The sequence below is a fragment of the Kitasatospora sp. RG8 genome, from assembly GCF_017813315.1.
GTDB lineage: Bacteria > Actinomycetota > Actinomycetes > Streptomycetales > Streptomycetaceae > Kitasatospora.
This window is the reverse complement of the sequence record NZ_JAGIYX010000005.1, coordinates 265,316-287,916: the sequence shown is the minus strand read 5'-3', so window position 1 is coordinate 287,916 and position 22,601 is coordinate 265,316. Positions and strand designations below refer to the sequence as shown.

General features: G+C 73.5%; 17 protein-coding genes and 1 riboswitch. Of the genes, 14 read left to right on the top strand and 3 right to left on the bottom strand.

Annotated elements, in window-relative coordinates; genetic code table 11:
* Nucleotides 1-164: 164 nt before the first annotated feature.
* The 8 genes from J5Y04_RS11165 to J5Y04_RS11130 all read left to right on the top strand — a co-directional run bounded on the left by J5Y04_RS11165 (nt 165) and on the right by J5Y04_RS11130 (nt 9,789).
* Nucleotides 165-1,082, top strand: coding sequence for a TetR family transcriptional regulator (locus tag J5Y04_RS11165; RefSeq protein ID WP_209411790.1), 918 nt, complete (start codon nt 165-167; stop codon nt 1,080-1,082).
* A 372-nt stretch (nt 1,083-1,454) separates the two neighbouring features.
* The gene (gene ccrA, locus J5Y04_RS11160) at nt 1,455-2,792 is read left to right on the top strand and encodes a crotonyl-CoA carboxylase/reductase (protein WP_209411789.1); all 1,338 of its coding nucleotides are present in this window, start codon (nt 1,455-1,457) and stop codon (nt 2,790-2,792) included.
* Between the two features lies 1 nt (nt 2,793).
* On the top strand, nt 2,794-4,812 hold the full coding sequence (locus J5Y04_RS11155; protein WP_209411788.1) for a protein meaA: 2,019 nt from the start codon (nt 2,794-2,796) through the stop codon (nt 4,810-4,812).
* 26 nt (nt 4,813-4,838) lie between these two features.
* Nucleotides 4,839-5,801, top strand: a complete 963-nt coding sequence (locus J5Y04_RS11150; protein ID WP_148642439.1) for a CoA ester lyase — start codon at nt 4,839-4,841, stop codon at nt 5,799-5,801.
* Between the two features lie 19 nt (nt 5,802-5,820).
* Nucleotides 5,821-6,324, top strand: a complete 504-nt coding sequence (locus J5Y04_RS11145) for a MaoC family dehydratase (protein ID WP_045704019.1) — start codon at nt 5,821-5,823, stop codon at nt 6,322-6,324.
* Nucleotides 6,325-6,521: 197 nt separating this feature from the next.
* Nucleotides 6,522-7,724, top strand: coding sequence for an acyl-CoA dehydrogenase family protein (locus J5Y04_RS11140; RefSeq protein ID WP_209411787.1), 1,203 nt, complete (start codon nt 6,522-6,524; stop codon nt 7,722-7,724).
* A 507-nt stretch (nt 7,725-8,231) separates the two neighbouring features.
* Complete coding sequence (locus tag J5Y04_RS11135; protein ID WP_245204592.1) at nt 8,232-8,924, top strand: phosphatidylserine decarboxylase; 693 nt, start codon at nt 8,232-8,234, stop codon at nt 8,922-8,924.
* On the top strand, nt 8,911-9,789 hold the full coding sequence (locus J5Y04_RS11130) for a phosphatidylcholine/phosphatidylserine synthase (protein WP_374105984.1): 879 nt from the start codon (nt 8,911-8,913) through the stop codon (nt 9,787-9,789). Before J5Y04_RS11135 ends, J5Y04_RS11130 begins: the two co-directional genes overlap by 14 nt.
* A gap of 149 nt (nt 9,790-9,938) precedes the next feature.
* Here J5Y04_RS11130 and J5Y04_RS11125 read toward each other — a convergent pair whose 3' ends face one another.
* From J5Y04_RS11125 to J5Y04_RS11115, 3 genes are all read right to left on the bottom strand, one after another.
* The gene (locus J5Y04_RS11125; protein WP_307853054.1) at nt 9,939-11,372 is read right to left on the bottom strand and encodes a hypothetical protein; all 1,434 of its coding nucleotides are present in this window, start codon (nt 11,370-11,372) and stop codon (nt 9,939-9,941) included.
* A gap of 280 nt (nt 11,373-11,652) precedes the next feature.
* On the bottom strand, nt 11,653-12,774 hold the full coding sequence (locus tag J5Y04_RS11120) for an alpha/beta hydrolase (RefSeq protein WP_209411785.1): 1,122 nt from the start codon (nt 12,772-12,774) through the stop codon (nt 11,653-11,655).
* A 254-nt stretch (nt 12,775-13,028) separates the two neighbouring features.
* Nucleotides 13,029-13,742: a helix-turn-helix transcriptional regulator gene (locus J5Y04_RS11115; RefSeq protein WP_209411784.1), complete on the bottom strand. Its 714-nt coding sequence runs from the start codon at nt 13,740-13,742 to the stop codon at nt 13,029-13,031.
* Nucleotides 13,743-13,994: 252 nt separating this feature from the next.
* Nucleotides 13,995-14,125, top strand: a riboswitch (cobalamin riboswitch).
* Nucleotides 14,126-14,220: 95 nt separating this feature from the next.
* Between J5Y04_RS11115 and J5Y04_RS11110 the strand changes: the two genes are divergently transcribed.
* The 6 genes from J5Y04_RS11110 (at nt 14,221) to J5Y04_RS11085 (ending at nt 22,504) form a co-directional block, all read left to right on the top strand.
* Nucleotides 14,221-15,228 carry a cobalamin biosynthesis protein gene (locus J5Y04_RS11110; RefSeq protein WP_307853053.1) on the top strand — a complete coding sequence of 336 codons (1,008 nt, stop codon included), beginning with the start codon at nt 14,221-14,223 and terminating at the stop codon, nt 15,226-15,228.
* Entirely contained in the window at nt 15,225-16,742 is a 1,518-nt protein-coding gene (locus J5Y04_RS11105) for a cobyric acid synthase (RefSeq protein WP_209411783.1), read from the top strand. The genes J5Y04_RS11110 and J5Y04_RS11105 overlap by 4 nt, the downstream gene beginning before the upstream one ends.
* Nucleotides 16,735-18,840 (top strand): putative cobaltochelatase, encoded by a 2,106-nt coding sequence (locus tag J5Y04_RS11100; RefSeq protein ID WP_209411782.1) that lies wholly within the window; start codon nt 16,735-16,737, stop codon nt 18,838-18,840. Before J5Y04_RS11105 ends, J5Y04_RS11100 begins: the two co-directional genes overlap by 8 nt.
* Nucleotides 18,841-18,844: 4 nt before the next feature.
* Nucleotides 18,845-19,450: a cob(I)yrinic acid a,c-diamide adenosyltransferase gene (gene cobO, locus J5Y04_RS11095; RefSeq protein WP_148642447.1), complete on the top strand. Its 606-nt coding sequence runs from the start codon at nt 18,845-18,847 to the stop codon at nt 19,448-19,450.
* A 19-nt stretch (nt 19,451-19,469) separates the two neighbouring features.
* Nucleotides 19,470-20,843, top strand: coding sequence for a cobyrinate a,c-diamide synthase (locus tag J5Y04_RS11090; protein WP_209411781.1), 1,374 nt, complete (start codon nt 19,470-19,472; stop codon nt 20,841-20,843).
* 206 nt (nt 20,844-21,049) lie between these two features.
* Entirely contained in the window at nt 21,050-22,504 is a 1,455-nt protein-coding gene (locus J5Y04_RS11085; protein WP_209411780.1) for a M6 family metalloprotease domain-containing protein, read from the top strand.
* Nucleotides 22,505-22,601 lie beyond the last annotated feature (97 nt).

Here is a 22,601-nt window from a genome sequence, read left to right as displayed (position 1 = left end):
GCCCGGTGGCCGGCGGATCGGCGGCCTACGGGCCGTCACGGCCGGGCTGGAGCCCCGGGACGGTGTCGGCCCGCTGGCCCAGACCTGCCGTGACCGGCCCGGTCGCGCCGGTGCGGCGGGGAAGGCCCGCGGCGCCGGCCGCCGGGACGTGTAGCGTTCCGGGCATGGATCGGGTTCAGTCAGCCTCCCCGCAGCACGCCGCCGCCCCGCGCGGCGCCGACCGGCCGGCCGGGTCCGGCCCCGCCGCCCCCGACGGGGGCCCTGGCAGCCGCCGGGCGGCAGCACAGCGCCAGCAGATGCGCCAGGACCTGGCCACCGCCGCGATGGAGCTGTTCGCCTCGCAGGGCTACGAGGAGACGACGGTCGACCAGATCGCCGCGGCCGCCGGGGTGGCCCGGCGGACCTTCTTCCGGTACTTCCGGTCCAAGGAGGAGGCGATCTTCCCGGACCACGACGACACCCTGGTCCGGGTGGCCGACCTGCTGGCCAGCGCCGAGCCCGAGGAGCACCCGCTGGACGTGGTCTGCCGGGGCATCAAGGAGGTGCTGCGGATGTACGCCTCCACTCCGGCCGTCTCGGTCGCGCGGTACCAGCTGATCCGCCAGGTGCCGGCGCTGCGCGAGCGGGAGATCGCCGTGGTGGCCCGGTACGAGCGGCTGTTCACCCGGTACCTGCTCGGGCGCTTCGACACCTCGGGGGAGATCCCGGCGGGCTGGCAGCACGGCGGCGAGGACGACTCGATGCTCGCCGAGGTGTCGGCGGCGGCCGTCGTCGCCGCCCACAACCACGTGCTGCGGCGCTGGCTGCGGGCCGGCGGCCGGGGGGACGTGGAGGCACAGCTGGACCACTCCTTCGAGGTGATCCGGCGGACCTTCTGGGCGTCCTCCGCACCCGGTGCCCGCCGGCGCGGGTCGCTCGTGGCACCCGGTGCCAGTGTGACGGGACTGGAGGAGGCTGCCGCGAGCGCACTGAGTGCCAGCCCCGGAGGTGAGGTACTCATCACAGTGGCCCGGACCGACGCTCCGCTGGACGTCGTGGTGGACAGCATCAGGGCCGCGCTGAGCGGCGCCAGGGAGTCCTGACCTCTCACGTATTCGCAGGTCAGAGCAGTTCAACGCGGTTTCGAGGGCCCGTACCGGAGTGCCGGTACGGGCCCTTTCCGTGTCCGCCCGCGGCCGCTCGCACGCGGATTCGGTTCACCTGAATTGATGACACCCGGTGTCTTTACGAGTGGCACAGGGTGCCACTACGTTGTTACCCACCAGTCAGCGGCGCCGCGGCTCCCCACCTCGGCGCGCCGTCGTCCGGTGCTCCCACACCCCGGGAGCAGTGCCCAGCACTCCAGGCCCACCAGCCACACCACCCACCACCCACCTCAGCGAAGCCGGTGTCCGCTCCCGGCTCCCCCAGACGCCCTGTGCCCCCCTCACACAGGTACGCCTTCGGAGGCAGCCATGCAGGAAATCCTCGACGCGATCCTCAGCAACGACGCCACGTCGGAGGACTACGCCGCCATCAAGCTCCCCGAGTCCTACCGGGCGGTCACGCTCCACAAGGACGAGGAGCAGATGTTCGCGGGTCTCGACAGCCGCGACAAGGACCCGCGCAAGTCCCTTCACCTCGACGACGTCGCCCTGCCCGAGCTGGGCCCGGGCGAGGCCCTGGTCGCCGTCATGGCGAGCTCGGTGAACTACAACACCGTGTGGAGCTCGATCTTCGAGCCGGTCTCCACCTTCGGCTTCCTGGAGCGCTACGGCCGCCTGTCGCCGCTGACCAAGCGTCACGACCTGCCGTACCACATCCTCGGCTCGGACCTCGCGGGCGTCGTCCTGCGCACCGGCGCCGGCGTCAACGCCTGGAAGCCGGGCGACGAGGTCGTCGCCCACTGCCTCTCGGTCGAGCTGGAGTCCCCGGACGGCCACAACGACACGATGATGGACCCGGAGCAGCGCATCTGGGGCTTCGAGACCAACTTCGGCGGCCTGGCCCAGCTCGCGCTGGTGAAGACCAACCAGCTGCTGCCCAAGCCGAAGCACCTCACCTGGGAGGAGGCCGCCTCCCCCGGCCTGGTCAACTCCACCGCCTACCGCCAGCTCGTCTCGCAGAACGGCGCGGGCATGAAGCAGGGCGACAACGTGCTGATCTGGGGCGCCAGCGGCGGCCTCGGCTCGTACGCCACCCAGTACGCGCTGGCCGGCGGCGCCACCCCGATCTGCGTGGTCTCCAGCGAGTCCAAGGCCGAGATCTGCCGCGCCATGGGCGCCGAGGCGATCATCGACCGCTCCGCCGAGGGCTACAAGTTCTGGAAGGACGAGAACAACCAGGACCCGCGCGAGTGGAAGCGCCTGGGCTCCAAGATCCGCGAGTTCACCGGCGGCGAGGACGTGGACATCGTCTTCGAGCACCCGGGCCGCGAGACCTTCGGTGCCTCGGTCTACGTCACCCGCAAGGGCGGCACCATCGTCACCTGCGCCTCGACCTCCGGCTTCATGCACCAGTACGACAACCGCTACCTGTGGATGTCGCTGAAGCGCATCGTCGGCTCGCACTTCGCCAACTACCGCGAGGCGTTCGAGGCCAACCGCCTGGTCGCCAAGGGCAAGATCCACCCGACCCTGTCCAAGGTCTACTCCCTGGAGGAGACCGGCCAGGCCGCCCTCGACGTGCACCAGAACAAGCACCAGGGCAAGGTCGGCGTCCTCTGCCTGGCGCCCGAGGAGGGCATGGGCGTGCGCGACCACGAGCTGCGCGCCAAGCACCTCCCGGCGATCAACCGCTTCCGGGACGTCTGACATGGCCGACCGTGACCGTCCCTGGCTGATGCGCACGTACGCGGGGCACTCGACCGCGAGCGACTCCAACGCGCTCTACCGGCGGAACCTCGCGAAGGGCCAGACCGGCCTCTCGGTCGCCTTCGACCTGCCGACCCAGACCGGCTACGACTCCGACCACATCCTCGCCCGCGGCGAGGTCGGCCGGGTCGGCGTGCCGGTGGGCCACGTCGGGGACATGCGCACCCTGTTCGACGGCATCCCGCTCGAACAGACCAACACCTCGATGACGATCAACGCCACCGCGATGTGGCTGCTGGCGCTCTACCAGGTGGTCGCCGAGGAGCAGGGCGCCGACGTCGCCAGGCTCACCGGCACCACCCAGAACGACATCGTCAAGGAGTACCTCTCGCGCGGGACGCACGTCTTCCCGCCCGGGCCGTCGGTGCGCCTGATCACCGACATGATCGCCTACACGGTCGGCAACATCCCCAAGTGGAACCCGATCAACATCTGCAGCTACCACCTCCAGGAGGCCGGGGCCACCCCGGTCCAGGAGATCGCCTACGCGATGTGCACCGCCATCTCGGTGCTGGACGCGGTCCGCGACTCCGGCCAGGTGCCGGCCGAGCGGATGGGCGAGGTGGTCGCCCGGATCTCCTTCTTCGTCAACGCCGGCGTGCGCTTCGTCGAGGAGATGTGCAAGATGCGCGCCTTCGCCCAGCTCTGGGAGAAGGTCACGCTGGAGCGGTACGGCATCCAGGACGCCAAGCAGCGGCGGTTCCGCTACGGCGTCCAGGTCAACTCGCTGGGCCTGACCGAGGCGCAGCCGGAGAACAACGTCCAGCGGATCGTGCTGGAGATGCTCGCCGTCACCCTCTCCAAGGACGCCCGCGCCCGGGCCGTCCAGCTGCCGGCCTGGAACGAGGCCCTCGGCCTGCCCCGGCCGTGGGACCAGCAGTGGTCGCTGCGCATCCAGCAGGTGCTCGCCTACGAGTCCGACCTGCTGGAGTACGGGGACATCTTCAACGGCTCGGAGGTGATCGAGGCCAAGACCGCCGCGCTGCTCGCCGGCGCCGAGGCCGAGATCGCCAAGGTGCTGGAGATGGGCGGGGTGATCCCCGCCGTCGAGTCCGGCTACCTGAAGTCCAACCTGGTCGCCTCGCACGCCGCCCGCCGGGCCCGGATCGAGTCCGGCGAGGACAAGATCATCGGTGTCAACTGCTTCGACACCACCGAGGAGAGCCCGCTCACGGCCGACCTCGACACCGCGATCATGGTGGTCGACCCGGCCTCCGAGCAGTCCGTCCTCGCCAACCTGGAGAAGTGGCGCGCGCAGCGCGACGAGAGCGCCGCCCTGCGCGCCCTGGAGGAGCTCAAGGCCGTCGCCGCCACCGACGCCAACCTGATGGCCCCGACGCTCGCCTGCGCCCGTGCCGGGGTCACCACCGGCGAGTGGTCCTTCGCCCTGCGCGAGGTCTTCGGCGAGTACCGCGCGCCCACCGGCGTCGGCGGCGCCCCGGTCGCGGCCGCGGCCGAGCCCGGCGGCGAGCTGGCCGCGGTCCGCGAGGCGGTCGCCGCTACCGCCGCCGAGCTGGGCAGCGGCAAGCTGCGCCTACTGGTCGGCAAGCCCGGCCTGGACGGGCACTCCAACGGCGCCGAGCAGATCGCCGTGCGGGCCCGCGACGCCGGGTTCGAGGTGGTCTACCAGGGCATCCGGCTGACGCCCGAGCAGATCGTCTCCGCCGCCGTCGCGGAGGACGTGCACTGCGTCGGCCTGTCGATCCTCTCGGGGGCCCACTCCGAGCTCGTGCCCGACGTCCTGCACCGGCTGCGCCGGGCCGGGGTGGAGGATGTCCCGGTGATCGTGGGTGGCATCATCCCGGCAGCGGACGGCGAGGCCCTCAAGGCCGCCGGCGTCGCCGCCGTGTTCACCCCGAAGGACTTCGGCATCACGACCATCATCGGCCGGATCGTGGACGAGATCCGGCTGGCCAACCGGCTCCAGCCCTGGACGCCCGCACCCGCGACCACCAGCTGACCACTGGAAGGAACTGAACCACCCTCATGAGCAACGTCAACCGTCTGCGCCCCCGCCGCTCCTGCCTCGCCGTGCCGGGCTCCAACCCGCGCTTCCTGGAGAAGGCCCAGGGCCTCCCGGCCGACCAGGTCTTCCTGGACCTGGAGGACGCCTGCGCCCCCCTGGTCAAGGAGAGCGCCCGGCACAACATCGTCGACGCGCTGAACAACGGCGACTGGGGCAAGAAGACCAAGGTCGTCCGGGTCAACGACTGGACCACCCACTGGACGTACCGCGACGTGATCACGGTCGTCGAGGGCGCCGGCCCGAACCTCGACTGCATCATGCTGCCCAAGGTCCAGGACGCCGAGCAGGTCAAGGCGCTCGACCTGCTGCTCACCCAGATCGAGAAGACCATGGGCTTCGAGGTCGGCAAGATCGGCATCGAGGCGCAGATCGAGAACGCCAAGGGCCTGATCAACGTCGACGCGATCGCCGAGGCCTCCCCGCGGCTGGAGACCATCATCTTCGGCCCGGCCGACTTCATGGCCTCGATCAACATGAAGTCCCTGGTGGTCGGCGAGCAGCCGGCGGGCTACCCGGCCGACGCCTACCACTACATCCTGATGCGCATCCTGATGGCCGCCCGCGCCAACGACCTCCAGGCGATCGACGGCCCCTACCTGCAGATCCGCAACCAGGAGGGCTACCGCGAGGTGGCCGGCCGCGCCGCCGCGCTCGGCTTCGACGGCAAGTGGGTGCTCCACCCGGACCAGGTCGCCGCCGCGAACGAGATCTTCTCGCCCTCGCAGGAGGACTACGACCACGCCGAGCTGATCCTCGACGCGTACGACTGGTGCACCTCCGAGGCGGGCGGCGCCAAGGGCTCCGCGATGCTCGGCGACGAGATGATCGACGAGGCCAGCCGCAAGATGGCCCTGGTCATCGCGGGCAAGGGCCGGGCCGCCGGTTTCCAGCGCACCTCCAAGTTCGAGCCCCCGCAGGCCTGACCCCCTAAGGACCACTGAGATGCAGTTCGGACGCACCTACGAGGAGTTCGAGGTCGGGGCGGTCTACAAGCACTGGCCCGGCAAGACGGTCACCGAGTACGACGACCACCTCTTCTGTCTGCTCACGATGAACCACCACCCGCTCCACATGGACACGAACTATGCGGAGAAGACGACGGACTTCGGCAAGAACGTCGTGGTGGGCAACTACATCTACTCGCTGCTGCTCGGCATGTCCGTCCCGGACGTCTCCGGCAAGGCGATCGCCAACCTGGAGATCGAGTCGCTGCGGCACGTGGCGCCGACCTTCCACGGCGACACCATCTACGGCGAGACGACGGTGCTCGACAAGTGGCCGTCCAAGTCCAAGGACGACCGGGGCATCGTCTACGTCGAGACCAAGGGGTACAAGCAGGACGGCACGGTCGTCTGCATCTTCCGCCGGAAGGTGATGGTGCCGACCGAGACGTACATCAAGGAGCGCGGCGGCGAGCAGCCCGGCCGTCCCACTCCCCTCTCCTGAGCCCGGGAGACCCACCGACCACGGAGCTCCCTGCACCTCGGAGCTCCTGGACCCCGGACGGGTAGGCCGCCGTCATCGGCCGATCCCCACCCGGAACGGGGGCCCTGCTGCCGCAGCCACGCCGGCAGGGCCCCCGGCAATCCCCCCCCCCGCTCTTCGCCCCCACCCTCTTTTCTCTTCGCCACAGGAGCCGCACGATGGGACGCCTCGCACAGACCGACGGCCTCACCGAGATCCAGCGGGACATCCTCGCCACCGTGCGGGATTTCGTCGACAAGGAGATCATTCCGGTCGCGACCGAGCTGGAGCACAAGGACGAGTACCCGACCGCCATCGTCGAGGGCATGAAGCAGCTCGGCCTCTTCGGGCTCACCATCCCCGAGGAGTACGGCGGCCTCGGCGAGTCGCTGCTCACCTACGCCCTCGTGGTGGAGGAGATCGCCCGCGGCTGGATGTCCGTCTCCGGCATCGTCAACACGCACTTCATCGTGGCGCACATGATCAACGCGCACGGCACCCAGGAGCAGAAGGACTACTTCCTGCCGAAGATGGCGGCCGGCGAGATCCGCGGCGCCTTCTCGATGTCCGAGCCCGGCCTCGGCTCGGACGTCTCGGCCATCTCCACCAAGGGCGTCAAGGACGGCGACTTCTACGTCCTCAACGGCCAGAAGATGTGGCTCACCAACGGCGGCACGTCCACCCTGGTCGCGGTGCTCTGCAAGACCGACGAGGGCGGCAACAGCCCGTACAAGAACATGACCACCTTCCTGATCGAGAAGACGGCGGGCTTCGGCCCGAACCCGACCGTCCCCGGCCTCACCGTGCCCGGGAAGATCGAGAAGATGGGCTACAAGGGCGTCGACACCACCGAGCTGGTGCTCCAGGACGTCCGCATCCCGGCCGACCGCATCCTCGGCGGCGTCCCGGGCAAGGGCTTCTACCAGATGATGGACGGCGTCGAGGTCGGCCGGGTCAACGTGGCCGCCCGCGGCTGCGGCGTCGCGCGGCGCGCCTTCGAGCTGGGCATCTCCTACGCCCAGCAGCGCTCGACCTTCGGCAAGAAGATCGCCGAGCACCAGGCGATCCAGTTCAAGCTCGCCGAGATGGCCACCAAGGTCGAGGCCGCCCACCAGATGATGGTGATGGCCGCCCGCAAGAAGGACAGCGGCGAGCGCAACGACCTCGAGGCCGGCATGGCCAAGTACCTCGCCTCCGAGTACTGCAAGGAGGTCGTCGAGGACGCCTTCCGCATCCACGGCGGCTACGGCTTCTCCAAGGAGTACGAGATCGAGCGCCTCTACCGCGAGGCCCCGATGCTGCTCATCGGTGAAGGTACTGCGGAGATCCAGAAGATGATCGTCGGCCGCCGCCTGCTGGAGGAGTACCGCATCGCGGAGTGACCAACGGTGCCCGGCCCCGGCGCGGTGACGCGCCGCGGAGCCGGGCCGACGGCCCGATGACGGCCGGAAGACGGGCGTGCGGGCCCGTCCCGGCATCCCGCCGTGCCCACCACGGCCCCGGCCTGGTCCGCCTGGGGCCCCGGCACGGCTCCCGAAGCGGCCGCAGGGCGTACAGCTGCTGTCACGCGCCTTGCGGCCGCTTCGGCGCACCCTCGTGCGCGCCGCCGACGAACGGCGCCGCGCCGCACCCGGTTCCGCCGGCCCGTTCGTTGAGACATGAGTCACCAGCCCTGCCCGGACCCTTGGGAACCGGAGCGGGGCGAGCTACGGTCGTATACCAAGGAGGCGCAACGACGCCTCATGCAGGACACATGAACGAGCAGGCGGGTTGCCCACCCACCGTGTGCTCCCGATAGCATCCACCGGGACAGCAGCCGTCCCTCTATTACTCGATCCCCGCGGTGGCCCCCGTCCAGCGGCCATGTTCCCCCGCGACAAAGGTCTTCGATGCCCATCAGCCCGTCCCCTCACACCTCCGTCACGGACCGCGATGCCCTCGCACCCACGACGGCCGGTCGGCGACCCCGCGTGACCATCGCGCGCGGAGCCACCCCCTGGTTCGTCCCCACTCTCGCCACGGCCGCCGTGACCACCGCCCTCACCCGGCGCAGTGGCAAGTGGGCCCTGGCGGCGGTACCCGCCTGTGCGCTCGGCGCGGGCATGCTGTGGTTCTTCCGCGACCCCGAGCGTGAGATCGGCACGGGCAGAGTGATCTCCCCCGCCGACGGCGTGGTGCAGAGCATCGACGCCTGGCCGGACGGCCGCACCCGGGTGGCGATCTTCATGAGCCCGCTCAACGTCCACGTCAACCGGGCGCCCCTGCCCGGCACGGTGGCGTCGGTGGAGCACGTCGCGGGCGGTTTCGTGCCCGCGTTCAACAAGGACAGCGACCAGAACGAGCGGGTCGTCTGGCACTTCGACACCGAACTCGGCGACATCGAGATGGTGCAGATCGCGGGGGCCGTGGCCCGCCGGATCGTGCCGTACGTGGACGCCGGTACCAAGGTCGAGCAGGGCGATCGGATCGGTCTGATCCGCTTCGGGTCCCGGGTCGACACCTACCTGCCGGCCGGCGTCGAGGTCGGCGTCGAGGTCGGCCAGAAGACCACAGCCGGGGTGACTCGCCTTGACCGTGACTGAACCTGAGACCATCGTCGGCCTGGACGACGAGGAGACAGCCCTGCGCCGTCGCCGCTGGGCGCGCGACCGCGAGCTGCGTGCTCCGCGCTCCCCGCAGCACCTGTCCACCGCCGACTTCCTGACCCTGGGGAACGCCGTCTGCGGCTTCCTGGCGATCTACTCGATCACCACCGGGGTCCTCGTCCCGCACATCACCAACCCGGACGCCGCTCCGGACAAGCACAGCGCCGCCACCGCGGTGACGCTGCTGCTGATCGGTTCGATGTGCGACCTCTTCGACGGGCTGGTGGCGCGCAAGCTGCGCTCCTCCGCCCTCGGGGCCGAACTCGACAACCTGGCCGACCTGATCAGCTTCGGCATCGCGCCGGCCTACTTCGTCGCGGTCTGGGGCATGGTCTCGCCGGGCTCCGACAGCCGGCTCTCGGCCCTGATCGCACTGACGGTACTGCTGTCCGTGGTGCTGCGGCTGGCCCGCTTCTCGGCCGTGAAGATGCGGCCCGGGGTGTTCCAGGGCATGCCCTGCCCGATGGGCGCCATGACGGTGATCGCCATCGTGCTGCTGGACCCGCCGTTCCTGCCCGGCCTGCTGGCCATCGCGGGCACCGCGTACCTGATGATGAGCCGGATCGAGTACCCGAAGCCGCAGGGGCTGCTGGCCACCGCCACGCTCTGCTGGATCGTCCTCTCGATCGGCTGCCTGGCGGCCTGGGCGACCGGCCTCAAGGGCGGCGACTACCTGCTGCACATCGGTGCCTACGGCCAGATCACGCTGGCCGCGATGGCCCCGCTGCTGGTCATCCGGCGCAAGGTCGGCCAGAAGGTCGGGGACGTGCGGGCGCGCCGCGCCGAGTCACGGCTCGACTGATCACGACACGCACGACGAAGGGCCCGGATCCGGTGAACGGATCCGGGCCCTTCGTCGTACCCGGGGTCGTCCGGGCGGTGCGGTTGTTCCGGCGGTGCGGTTGCCCGGGCCGCTCAGGCTCACGGCTCAGGCCCAGGCGCAGGCGCGGCTCAGGCGCCGCCGCGGTGGACGCTGAAGGCCGAACGGCGGGCCGCGCGGGCCACTCCCGGGTCCGGGTGGACCCCGGAGACGGCGGTCAGCACCGAGGCGGCCCGGGGGTGCCCGGACTGCCGGGCGCGGGCGAACAGCCGGACCGGGTCACCGGCCGAGGCGCCCTCGACGTGGCCGACCAGCAGCTCGGTCTCCCCGTGGTCCAGCACGGCCGCGGCGGTGTCCACCCAGAGCCAGGCGGCGTCCTCCGCGCCGAGCACGTCCGCCGGGGCGACGCCCTCGTCCGACTGCTCGGCCAGCCAGAGCAGCGCGTACGGGCGCAGCACCGGCTCGTCGACGGCGGCCCGGACGGCCTGCTCGGCGGTGGAACCGGCCACGCGCAGCGCCTCGAAGGCGAGGCCGCGCACCAGGGCGTCGTCGCCCTGCGCGGCGTCCAGCAGCTCGGCCACCGCCCGGTCGGCCGGGCGGGCGGCCACCCAGGCGCGGAACTCGGCGCGGGCCGGGCCCGGCGAGTAGTCGGCGCAGGCGTTGAGCAGTTCGAAGGCGCTCTGCTCGATGTGCCCGGCGGCGGTCTGCGCGACGGTGCAGATCTCCTCCAGCTTGGCCCGCACCGCCCAGTGCCCCAGCGGGGACAGCTCGGCGGCCTCGTCCTTGCGGACCACGGCGCCGACGGCGGCGAGGCCGTCCAGCATCCAGTCCAGGACGGCGGCGACGTCGGCGGTCGCGGCCGGGGTGTCGATCTGCGGCTCGCGGCAGGTGCCGCGGACGGCCGAGACGGCGGACGCGGCGTGCGGCACGGGCGACAGGCCCAGCGCACCGGTACCGCCGCCCACCCGGCGCTCGTCCAGGCCCCGGCGCAGCAGCTCCAGCAGCTCGCTGTCGGCGACCGGGCCGGCCACCAGGTGCAGGAAGGAGAGCAGCTGCGGCGCCTGGTCGACGGCCTGCCCGGCGAGCACCGCGAAGACGCCGCGCAGGGCGGCCGGCGGTACCGGGGCGAGCAGCGTCCAGGCGTCGAACAGCGCCGACCAGCCGCGGACCACGGCCTCGTCGTCGTGCTCCCAGGCGTGCAGGCGCCAGCCGGGGGCGGCGCCGCCGTCCCTGGCCTCGACCAGGCCGACGAGCAGGGCCTGGCCCCACGCGTTGGCGGCGGCACCGACCGTCATGGCCAGCGCGCGGCCGGCGGCGCGGGCGTCCTCGGGGAGCAGCTCGCCGCGCTTGTCGACCTCGGAGAGTTCGCCGGCCCAGCGGGCGATGCGGACGGCGTCGACCAGCATCCGGCGGGCCAGCGGGGCGAGCTCGGCGGGAGCGGGGAAGCCCTCGGGCACCGGGACCCGGCCGCGGCCGGGGGCGGGTGCGGGGCCTCGTCGGCGGGGTACGCCGGTGCCCGGCCGGGCGCCGGCGGGGCGGTAGGCCGTTCCGGGGAGACGGGTCACCGTCGCACCGGAACCGATCGTCGGCGGGAGCGGGGCATCACGGTCGCGCGGGTTCCGAGACGTCACGTCGTGCAGTCTTCCCCTTGTACCGGCCATCTGTCACATCCGGTTCGCCGCGGGCTCCGGGAGGCGGGCGCGGGGGGTCCACAAGATCGGGCAACAGAGGCCAAACCGCCTGGCCGGATCTGTATGTCGTGATCATGCCAGGGCTGCCCGGGGGCGGCCGCCCGGTGGTCACGGGAGGGGGCGGAGGGCCGCCTGGGGCCGGAGGAACGGTGGGCTAGAGGAACGGTGTGAGCCAGCGGCGGAGCTGCTCCTCGTAGCGGGCGGGGTCGGCGTTCCAGAGGGCGGCGTGGTCGCCGCCGGGGACCGGCTGGAGGCTGACCACGTCGGAGCGGCGCCCGGCCAGCCGCGCGGCGGCCCGCCAGGGTGCCACGGGGTCGTCGGGGCCGTGCAGGACGAGGGTGGGCACCCGAAGGTCGGTGCCGTCCGCGATCCGGGCGAAGTCGGCCAGGTCGACGCCGGTCCGTCCCTCCACCGCCAGGGCGCCGAGCTCGGCGGCGGTGCCGCGGTAGCCGGAGCGGGCGGCGCCCCGGCGGGCGGTGGCGGGCAGGTCGAGGACGGGCGAGTCCAGGATCAGGCTGCTGACCGAGGCGGCCCAGGCGGACCGGGCGGCGGTCTGCAGGGCGATGGTGGCGCCGAGCGACCAGCCGTAGAGGACGACCCTCCCGGCGCCGCTGTCCAGGGCGAGCCGCACGGCCGCCTCGACGTCCCGCCACTCGGTCTCGCCGAAGTGGTCGAGCCCGTCGGGGGAGGCGGGGGCGCCCGCGTCGCCGCGGTAGGTGACGGCGAGAGTGGGCAGGCCGAGCCGGTCCAGCAGCGGGAGCACCGGGAGGACCTGCTGCCGGTCGGCGCCGGAGCCGTGGACCAGGACGACCCAGGTGCCGCGCTTGCCGTCCAGGTACCACGCGGGCAGGGCGCCCAGCTCGCCCGCGGCGGCGGTCTCGGAGAACGGCAGGCCGAGGGCGGTGGTCGGGTCGCCCGTGTGGACGCGGGGGGTGAAACGGACCACGGTGCCGGAGGTCAGGGTGCCGCGGTCGGCGCGGACCAGCCGCCGGGTGACGCCCTGCGCGTCCTCGTGCAGGACCTCCTCGACCACGGCGTGCCCGCCGTCCCCCCACTCGACGCCCCAGCGGCCGGGGCGGATGCTCTCCGGACTGCGGGTGAAGGTGACGCGCCCGGAGGCGAGGGCCTTGACCAGGACGGGGCCGGCGGGTCGGTCCGGGGCCTTCACCGGGTGGACCATCCGCTCGGACGCCCTCCGGCCGATGACCAGCACGGCGGCCCCGGCACCGGCACCGATGGCGGCGGCCGCCACGACGGCTGCGGTTCCCCAACGCATATCGCTCCCCGCTCTGTAGGTCGCGGACTGGGCAGTGTGCCCACCAGTCCACTCGCGGAGGCGGCGGCCGGCCACCGGACACGGCCGTCCGGGTCACACCGGGCCCCCGGGGCCGCACCGGGACCCACCGGGACGCCCGTCACGCCGAGGAGCACCGGCCGCACCGGGACGGGGTCACCTCGGCACGGCATCGTCTCGGCACCTCGGTCCGTCTTCACCTCGGCACGGCGTCGCCGCGGGGTGCGGACCTCCGGTCAGACCGGGATCTCGGTGTCCCGCCGGCCGAGCAGCTCCCAGAACCGCTCGTCGAGCGGCTGCTCCCGCCCCGCGGAGTGCCGCGCCGCCGGGGCCGGGGAGCCCCAGCTGCCCGCGCCCCAGTGGGAGGAGACCTGGTTCTCGTTCTGCAGCACCGCCAGCACGGCGGCGAGGTCCTCCTCGTACACCGGCACGATCCGGCCGATCGCCCGGACCTGCGCCTGCCAGCGGCCGTCCACGCACTGCCGCAGCCGCTGGTCCAGCTCTTCCCGACGGCCCGTCACCGCGACCAGCTCGCGCAGTGTCAGGCCGAGCACCCGGGCGAGCGCGTGGGTCTGCTCCTCGTCTCCGTCCCAGCGGTCGGTGGCCTCGGCCCGCTGGTAGTGCGGCAGCGGCATGCCGATCCGGCGGGCGGCGTTCTCCTGGCCGAGCTCGCGGGCGACCCGGAAGTCCCGCAGCCGGGCCGGGCGGACCCCCATCAGCTGCGCCGGCGGGCACCAGAGGGCGCGGGCCAGCGCGATGAACTCCTCCTCGGCGGGGCGCAGCTCGCCGCTCTCCCAGCCGAGCACGTGGGCGGGCAGCAGCCGGACCCCGTGCGCGGCCATGCCCTCGACCACCTGTTCCGGGGTCAGGCCGAGGCCGGCGCGGTGCGCGCGGGCGGCCGCGGGCGAGAAGGGCACCGGAGGGACGGCGGGGGGCTGTCTGCGTCGCATGGGACCCGACGGTAGGGGCTGGTGGTTCGGTGCCCCAGCCGCCGAACGCACGAAGCACCGCTGTAGGGGTCTACATGCCGCTGGACGATCACACAGGCTGTCATGCCCCTGCGGGGGGTGATGATCAGAGGTAGCGACGGGGCCGAAACCGGGGCGGGAACCGTGCAGACCGTGTGACCAACCCCTCCGTGACCTTGGTTGACTCGCGGTTCGGCCGCGTGATGGGATCCTTCAGCCAATACGGAGGCATGCAGAGGAAGCCGGTGCGAGTCCGGCGCGGTCCCGCCACTGTCACCGGGGAGCACGTTCGGAACAGCCACGGCGGGCCGTCAGAAGCCGCTGGAAGGCCCGGGGGTGCGTCCGACCCGGAAGCCAGGAGACTCTCGCCCCCGGTACGTCGATCCAGGGCGCGGACCCTGAGTGAGGACACGCACGCGATGCAGGCTGCCCCGACCTTCCGAGCCCTCTGCTGTCCGTCGTGCGCCCGCTGACCCGCGCCGCGGCCTTCGCCGTGGGCGCCGTCGCGGGGTACCTCGCCGACGCCCGGTTCGCCGACCCGCGCCGCGGCCACCCGGTGGCCGTCTTCGGCAGTACGGCCGGCCGGCTGGAGAAGCGGCTCTGGCGCGACGACCGGGCCGCCGGCACCGCCTACACCGCGCTCTGCGTGGGCGCCGTCGCGGCCGGTGCGGTGGCCGCCGAGCGCGTCCTCGGCCGCCGCCCGGCGGGGCGGGCCGCGCTGGCCGCCGCCGCGACCTGGACGGTGCTCGGCGGCACCTCGCTGACCCGCGAGGCCCGGACCATCGGCCGCTCGCTCGCCGCGGGGGACCTGACGGCGGCCCGCGAGCGGCTGCCACACCTGTGCGGGCGCGACCCGAGCGCGCTGGACGAGCAGCAGATCGCCCGCGCGGTGGTCGAGTCGGTCGCCGAGAACACCGCCGACGCCGTGGTCAACGCGCTGGTCTGGGGCGCGGTCGCGGGCACGCCCGGTCTGCTGGCGTTCCGGGCCGTCAACACCCTGGACGCGATGGTCGGCCACCGCTCGCCGCGGCACGCCCGGTTCGGCTGGGCCTCGGCCCGGCTGGACGACGTGGCGGGCTGGCCCGGCGCCCGGCTGACCGCCCTGCTGACGGTGGCCGCCGCGCCCGAGCCCCGGACCGCCTGGCGGGTCTGGCGGCGGGACGGCTCCGCGCACCCGAGCCCCAACGCGGGCCAGGCCGAGTCGGCCTTCGCCGGCGCGGTCGGCGTCCGCCTCGGCGGCACCCTGCGGTACGGGGACGGGGCCTCCCCCGGGCCGGGGGTCCCCCCGGCCGAGGGCTGGGGGAGGGTCGAGCACCGGCCGGTGCTGGGCGGGGAGCTGCGGCCGGTCGGGGTGGACGACATCGAGCGGGCCTGTGTGCTGTCCCGGAGGGTGGGCGCGCTGGCGCTGGGTACGACCGTCGCCGGGCACCTGCTGCTCCGGGCGGCCCTCAGGAGGGGAAAGGCATGAGCAACGCACTGCTGGTCGCCGGAACGACCTCGGACGCGGGCAAGAGCGTGGTCACCGCGGGCATCTGCCGCTGGCTGGCCCGCCAGGGTGTCGGCGTCGCGCCGTTCAAGGCGCAGAACATGTCGCTGAACTCCTTCGTCACCGCCGACGGCGCCGAGATCGGCCGTGCCCAGGCGATGCAGGCCCAGGCCGCCAAGGTGGAGCCCGAGGCGGCGATGAACCCGGTGCTGCTCAAGCCGGGCGCGGACGGCCGCAGCCAGGTGGTGCTGCTCGGCAGACCCGTCGCCGAGGTCGGCGCGCTGGACTACCGCGAGCGCAAGCCCGTCCTGCTGGAGCGCGCCCTGGAGTGCCTGGCCGACCTGCGCCGCCGCTACGACGTGGTGGTCTGCGAGGGCGCCGGCTCGCCCGCCGAGATCAACCTGCGCGACCGCGACATCGCCAACATGGGCCTGGCGACCGCCGCCGGACTGCCCGTCGTGGTGGTCGGCGACATCGACCGCGGCGGGGTGTTCGCCGCGATGTACGGGACGCTGGCACTGCTCTCGGCGGAGGACCAGCGGCACGTGGCCGGCTGGTTCGTCAACAAGTTCCGGGGCGACGCGCGGCTGCTCGCGCCCGGCCTGGAGATGCTGCGCGAGCTGACCGGCCGCCCGGTACTGGGCACTCTGCCGATGCTGCCGGACCTCTGGCTGGACGCCGAGGACTCGCTCGACCTGTCGACCGTGGTCGACCGGACCGCCGGGCGCGGGCCGCTCGGCGCGGACGTGCTGCGGGTGGCCGTGGTGCGCTTCCCCCGGCTGTCCAACTTCACCGACCTCGACGCGCTGGCCCAGGAGCCGGGCGTCCTGGTCCGCTGGGCCACCCGGCCCGAGGAGCTGGCCGACGCCGACCTGGTCGTGCTGCCCGGCACCAGGGCCACCGTCGCCGACCTCGCCTGGCTGCGCGAGCGGGGCCTGGAGCCGGCGATCAAGGCGCGGGCGGCGGCGGGGCTGCCGGTCCTCGGGGTCTGCGGCGGCTACCAGATGCTGGCGCGGGAGATCGTGGACGAGGTCGAGTCGAAGGCCGGCGCCGTCGACGGCCTCGGGCTGCTGCCCACGCACGTCCGGTTCGGCGCCGAGAAGGTGCTCGGCCGGCCGGTCGGCGAGGCGTACGGGCAGCGGGTCGAGGGGTACGAGATCCACCACGGGATCGTCGCGGTGGAGGGCGGCGAGGCCTTCCTGGACGGCTGCCGGGTGGGCTCGGTCTGGGGGACGACCTGGCACGGCGCGCTGGAGAACGACGGGTTCCGGCGCGAACTGCTGCGCGAGGTGGCCGGGTTGTCGGGCCGGGCGTTCACGCCCGCGCCGGACGTCTCGTTCGCCGAGGCGCGCGAGGCCCGGCTCGACCGGCTGGGCGACCTGATCGAGGAGCACGCGGACACCGACGCGCTGTGGAAGCTGATCGAGGGCGGGGTGCCGGCTGCGGGTTCGCTGCCGTTCCTTCCGCCCGGGGCCCCCTTGGAGAATCATGAGTGACGTCCGCTACCCCTTCACCGCGATCGTCGGCATGGCCGACCTGCGGCTCGGGCTGCTGCTCAACGCGGTCTCCCCGGCCGTCGGCGGCGTGCTGGTGCGCGGCGAGAAGGGCACCGCCAAGTCGACCATGGTGCGCGCGCTGGCCGGCCTGCTGCCGTCCATCGCCACCATCGACGGCTGCCGCTTCGCCTGCGACCCGGGCGCGCCGGACCCGCACTGCCCGGACGGCCCGCACGCCGGCGGCGCCTCCTCCGAACGCCCGGCCCGGCTGGTCGAGTTGCCGGTCGGCGTCTCCGAGGACCGGATCGTCGGCTCGCTAGACCTGGAGCGGGCGCTCGCCGAGGGCGTGAAGGCGTACGAGCCGGGGCTGCTGGCCCAGGCGCACCGCGGCGTGCTCTACATCGACGAGGTCAACCTGCTCCAGGACCACGTGGTGGACCTGCTGCTGGACGCCGCCGCGATGGGCCGCTCCTACGTCGAGCGCGAGGGCGTCTCGGTGCGGCACGCGGCGAGGTTCCTGCTGGTCGGCACGATGAACCCGGAGGAGGGCGAGCTGCGGCCGCAGCTGCTCGACCGGTTCGGCCTGACCGTCGAGATCGCCGCCACCCGCGACCCGGCGGAGCGCGCCGAGGTGGTCCGCCGCCGGCTGGCGTACGACGCCGACCCGGCCGGCTTCGCCGCGCGGTTCGCCGAGGACGAGCGGGAGCTCGCGCTGCGGATCACCGCCGCCCGCGAGCTGCTGCCGAAGGTCGGGCTCACCGATGTGGCGCTGCGTCAGATCACCGCCGTCTGTGCGGCGTTCGAGGTGGACGGGCTGCGTGCGGACATCGTGATGGCGCGCACCGCCGTCGCCCTGGCCGCCTGGGCGGGGCGCACCGAGGTGCTGGAGGAGGACGTCCGCCAGGCCGCCCGGCTGGCGCTGCCGCACCGCCGCCGTCGCAACCCCTTCGACGCACCGGGGCTGGACGAGGAGCAGCTGGAGCGGACGCTGGAGGAGCACGCCCAGCCGGAGGAGCCGCAGTCCGGGGAACCGGAGGGCGAGGACCCGCGGCCCGGGGAGCCGGAGGGCGACGGGCCCGAGGACGACGGCCCGGGCCCCGACGGCGGCGGCCCCGACAACGGCGGTGGCGGCGGCGCGCCCGAGCCCGCCGGGCCGGAGGCCCCCGCGGGCTCCGACGCCCCCGCCCCCGCGGACGCCCCCGAGGCCCCCGGGCAGCAGCCGGTGCCGACCCAGCACCCGGCCCCCGCACGGGAGTCCGCCCCGGTGGCGGCCGGCGAGCCGTACCGGACCAGGCTGTTCAAGGTGGACGGCACCGGGAAGGGCGCCCAGGGCCGCCGCTCCCCCGCCGAGACCGACGGCGGCCACGCCATCCGCGCCCGCCGCCCGCAGGGCCGGCTGGCGCACCTGCACCTGAGCGCCACCCTGCAGGCCGCCGCGCCGCACCAGGTGGCGCGCGGCCGGGCGTCCCGGGCGCTGCTGCTGCACAAGGACGACTTCCGCGAGCAGGTCCGCCAGGGCCGGGAGTCCAACCTGGTGCTCTTCGTGGTGGACGCCTCCGGCTCGATGGCGGCCCGGCAGCGGATGACCGCCGTCAAGGGCGCGGTGCTCTCGCTGCTGATGGACGCCTACCAGCGCCGCGACAAGATCGGCATGATCACCTTCCGCGGCGCCTCCGCCGAGCTGGCGCTGCCGCCCACCTCGTCCGTCGAGGTCGGCGCGGCCCGCCTGGAGTCGCTGCCCACCGGCGGCCGGACCCCGCTGGCGGCCGGACTGCTGCGGGCGCACGAGGTGCTGCGGGTCGAGCGGATGCGGGACCCGCACCGCCGCCCGCTGCTGGTCGTGGTGACCGACGGCCGGGCCACCGGCACCCGCGACGCCGTCGCGCAGTCGCAGCGGGCCGCCGGACTGCTGGCCGCCCAGGGCGTGGCGGGCGTGGTGCTGGACTGCGAGGCGGGTCCGGTCCGGCTCGGCCTGGCCCGTACGCTGGCGGCGCAACTCGGCGCCCCCGCCGTGACCCTGGACGAGCTGCGCGCCGAGGGCGTGGCCTCGCTCGTCCGCGACAACCGTCCCGACCGTGCGATCCGAAAGGCGGCCTGATCCCATGCCCAAGGGTGTTCCCGAGAGCGTTCCCGAGGACGGCCTGACGACCCGTCAGCGCCGTACGCTGCCGATCACGGCCGTGCACACCGGCCCCGGCAAGGGCAAGTCCACCGCCGCGTTCGGCATGGCGCTGCGCGCCTGGAACCAGGGCTGGCCGGTCGGGGTGTTCCAGTTCGTGAAGTCCGCCAAGTGGAAGGTCGGCGAGGAGAACGCGCTGCGCGTGCTCGGCGCCTCCGGCGAGGGCGGCACCGTCGCCTGGCACAAGATGGGCTCCGGCTGGTCCTGGATCCAGCGCTCCTCCGAGATGGAGATGGACAGCGAGGCGGCGGCCAAGGAGGGCTGGGAGCAGGTCAAGCGCGACCTCGCCGCCGAGACCTACCGCTTCTACGTGCTGGACGAGTTCACCTACCCGATGCACTGGGGCTGGGTCGACCCGGACGAGGTGGTGTCCGTGCTGAAGGACCGGCCGGGCAGCCAGCACGTCGTCATCACCGGCCGGTACGCGCCCGAGGCGCTGACCGGCTTCGCCGACCTGGTCACCGAGATGACCAAGGTCAAGCACCCGATGGACGCCGGCCGCAAGGGCCAGCGCGGTATCGAGTGGTAGCCCGGGAAGCCTGGAGAACGTGAACATCCCCCGCCTCGTCGTCGCCGCGCCGTCCTCCGGCTCCGGCAAGACCACCGTCGCCACCGGCCTGATCGCCGCGCTCGCCGCGCGCGGGCTGGCGGTCTCGCCGCACAAGGTCGGCCCGGACTACATCGACCCGGGCTACCACGCGCTGGCCGCCGGCCGTCCGGGCCGCAACCTGGACGCCTTCATGTGCGGGCCGGAGCGGATCGCGCCGCTCTTCCTGCACGGCGCGGCCGGGGCGGACGTGGCGGTGGTCGAGGGCGTGATGGGGCTGTTCGACGGCGCCTCGGGGCGCGGGGAGCTGGCGTCCACCGCGCACGTGGCCAAGCTGCTGCGGGCACCGGTGGTGCTGGTGGTGGACGCCTCCTCGCAGTCCCGCTCGGTGGCCGCGCTGGTGCACGGCTTCGCCTCCTGGGACCCGGAGGTCCGGCTGGCCGGGGTGATCCTCAACCGGGTCGCCTCCGACCGGCACGAGCTGCTGCTCCGCGAGGCGCTGGAGGAGGGCTCCGGCGTGCCCGTGCTGGGCGCGGTGCGACGCTCGGCGGCGGTCGCCACGCCGTCCCGCCACCTCGGCCTGATCCCGGCCGTGGAGCGCTCGGCGGAGGCCCTGAAGGCCGTGGCCGACATGGGTGCACTGGTCGCCGCCTCGGTGGACCTGGACGCGGTGCTGGCGCTGGCCCGGACCGCTCCCCCGCTGGACGCCGCGCCCTGGGACGCGGCCGCCGAGGTCGCCCCGGTCCCCGGCGCGCCCCGGATCGCGGTGGCCGGCGGCGCCGCGTTCTCGTTCTCGTACGCCGAGAACGCCGAGCTGCTCACCGCGGCCGGCGCCGAGGTGGTCCCGTTCGACCCGCTGCACGCCGACGCGCTGCCCGCGGGCACGGCCGGCCTGGTGATCGGCGGCGGCTTCCCCGAGCTGTACGTCCGGGAACTGAGCGCGAACGCGCAACTGCGCACGGCGATCGCCGCGTTCGCCGCCTCGGGCGCGCCGATCGCCGCCGAGTGCGCCGGACTGCTCTACCTCGGGCGGGAGTTGGACGGCCTGCCGATGTGCGGCGTGCTGGAGACGTCGGCCCGGATGACCGAGCGGCTGACCCTCGGGTACCGCGAGGCCGTGGCGCTGCACGACTCGCCGCTGGCGCCGGCCGGCACCCGGCTGCGCGGGCACGAGTTCCACCGCACGGCCTGCGAGCCGGCGGCGGGCGAACGGCCCGCCTGGGGCTGGCGACTTCCGGCCGGACCGCACACCGAGGGTTTCGCCGGCGGCACTCTCGGCAACGTTCACGCTTCGTATCTGCACCTGCACTGGGCGGGATCCCCGCAGCTCGCCGCTTCGTTCGCGGCGGCGGCCGCGGCACACCGGGCGGCCTGAGCGGAACCGACGGGCCTTCGGGTCTGGTGCTTTCCCCGTCCGGAGCGTCAGAATAGGGACTGATAACCGCATATCGCCCATTTCGCAACCGGCCCCGGCCAGACCCGACCGCCCCTTGGCGAGCCGACCGATTGCCGGCGACCACCCACCCGACGGGGCCGCCGACGGTGCCCCCGTGAGTGGGCTGGCTCGAAGGAGCCGTCACGATGCGTCACACCTTAACCCCGCTGCATCACCGTCCCCACGACGACCGCCATCCCTGCCCGGTGCCGATGTCACCCAAGGCCCTCGCCCAACTCCGCGCCCGCTACCAGGACCTCGTCGAGAACCGGCGGCTTCCGGCGGACGTCACGTTCGAGCAGTACTACTACGTCTGGCGCTCCCGGCGGCGCGGTGAGAACGTCATCGGCCTCGACGACGGCGCCGTCCGCCCCGGCCCCAGCACCGGGGCCCAGCTGATCACCCGTCCGGCCAAGCAGCTCGCGGGCGAGATCCGCACCCTCGTCCTGCTGGTCGACTTCCCCGACCTCCCGCACAGCCCCGACCACACCGTCGGCCACTACGAACAGATGCTGTTCAGCGCCGACACCTTCGCCACCGGCTCGATGCGCGACTTCTACCACCGGGTGAGCGGCTTCGACCCGGCCAATCCGGCCGCCGGCGGCATCGACGTCCAGGGCGAGGTCCACGGCTGGTTCCGGCTGCCGCACCCGATCTCCTTCTACGCCGACGACCAGTCCGGCATGGGCAACCCGCCCCGCAACTCGCAGGGCCTGGCCGCCGACGCCCTGGCACTCGCCCGCGCCGAGGGCATCGACTTCACCGCCGGCTTCGACGCGCTCGGCGAGCACCTCGTCACCGCGCTGTTCATCGTCCACGCGGGCGCCGGCGCCGAACAGACCGGGCAGCCGGGCGACATCTGGAGCCTCAAGTGGAACCCGCCCGACGTGCACGGCGTCGACGTCGCGCCCAACCTGCGGGTCCAGACCTTCCTGACCGTCCCCGAGGACTGCGCGGTCGGCGTCTGCGCCCACGAGTGGGGCCATCTGGCCGCCCGCTGGGCCGACTTCTACGACACCGGCTCCCTCCAGGCGACCACCTCCAACGGCCTCGGCAACTACTGCCTGATGGCGGCCGGTTCCTGGGGCAACGACGGGATCACCCCGGTCTTCCCGAACGGCATGCTCCGGATGTTCCACGGCTGGACCGTCCCCCAGGAGGTCGCCGGCACCACCCACGGCATCGCGCTGCGGCCCGTCGCCGAGGGCGGCGAGCTGCTGTTCGTCCGCAACCCCCAGCGGATGAAGGAGAGCCAGTACGTCATCGTCGAGTACCGCCGCAAGCGCGGCCAGGACAGCTTCCTGCCCGACGAGGGCATCGCCGCCTACGTGGTGGACGAGGCCATCGACAACGTGAACGACGAACACCACCTCGCCATCGAGCTGATGCAGGCCGACGGCCGACGCGACCTCGCGAAGATCTTCGGCACCGGCAACCGCGGCGACCCGACCGACCTCTACCCGGCGCTCGGCAACAGCAGCATCGGACAGCACACCGTCCCGGCGCTCAACGAGGCGGACGGCACCTGGACCGGCATCACCCTCGACATCGCCGGTACGGCGGGGGCGGACCAGATGCAGGTGGACGTCACCATCGAGTGAGACCCGCGAACCCGGCCCGCTCCGGGAGGGCGCCTCCGGGCGCCGGCCGCACCGCACTGCCCCGGCGGAGGCCCCGCCGGGGTGGCGGCAGCGCGGC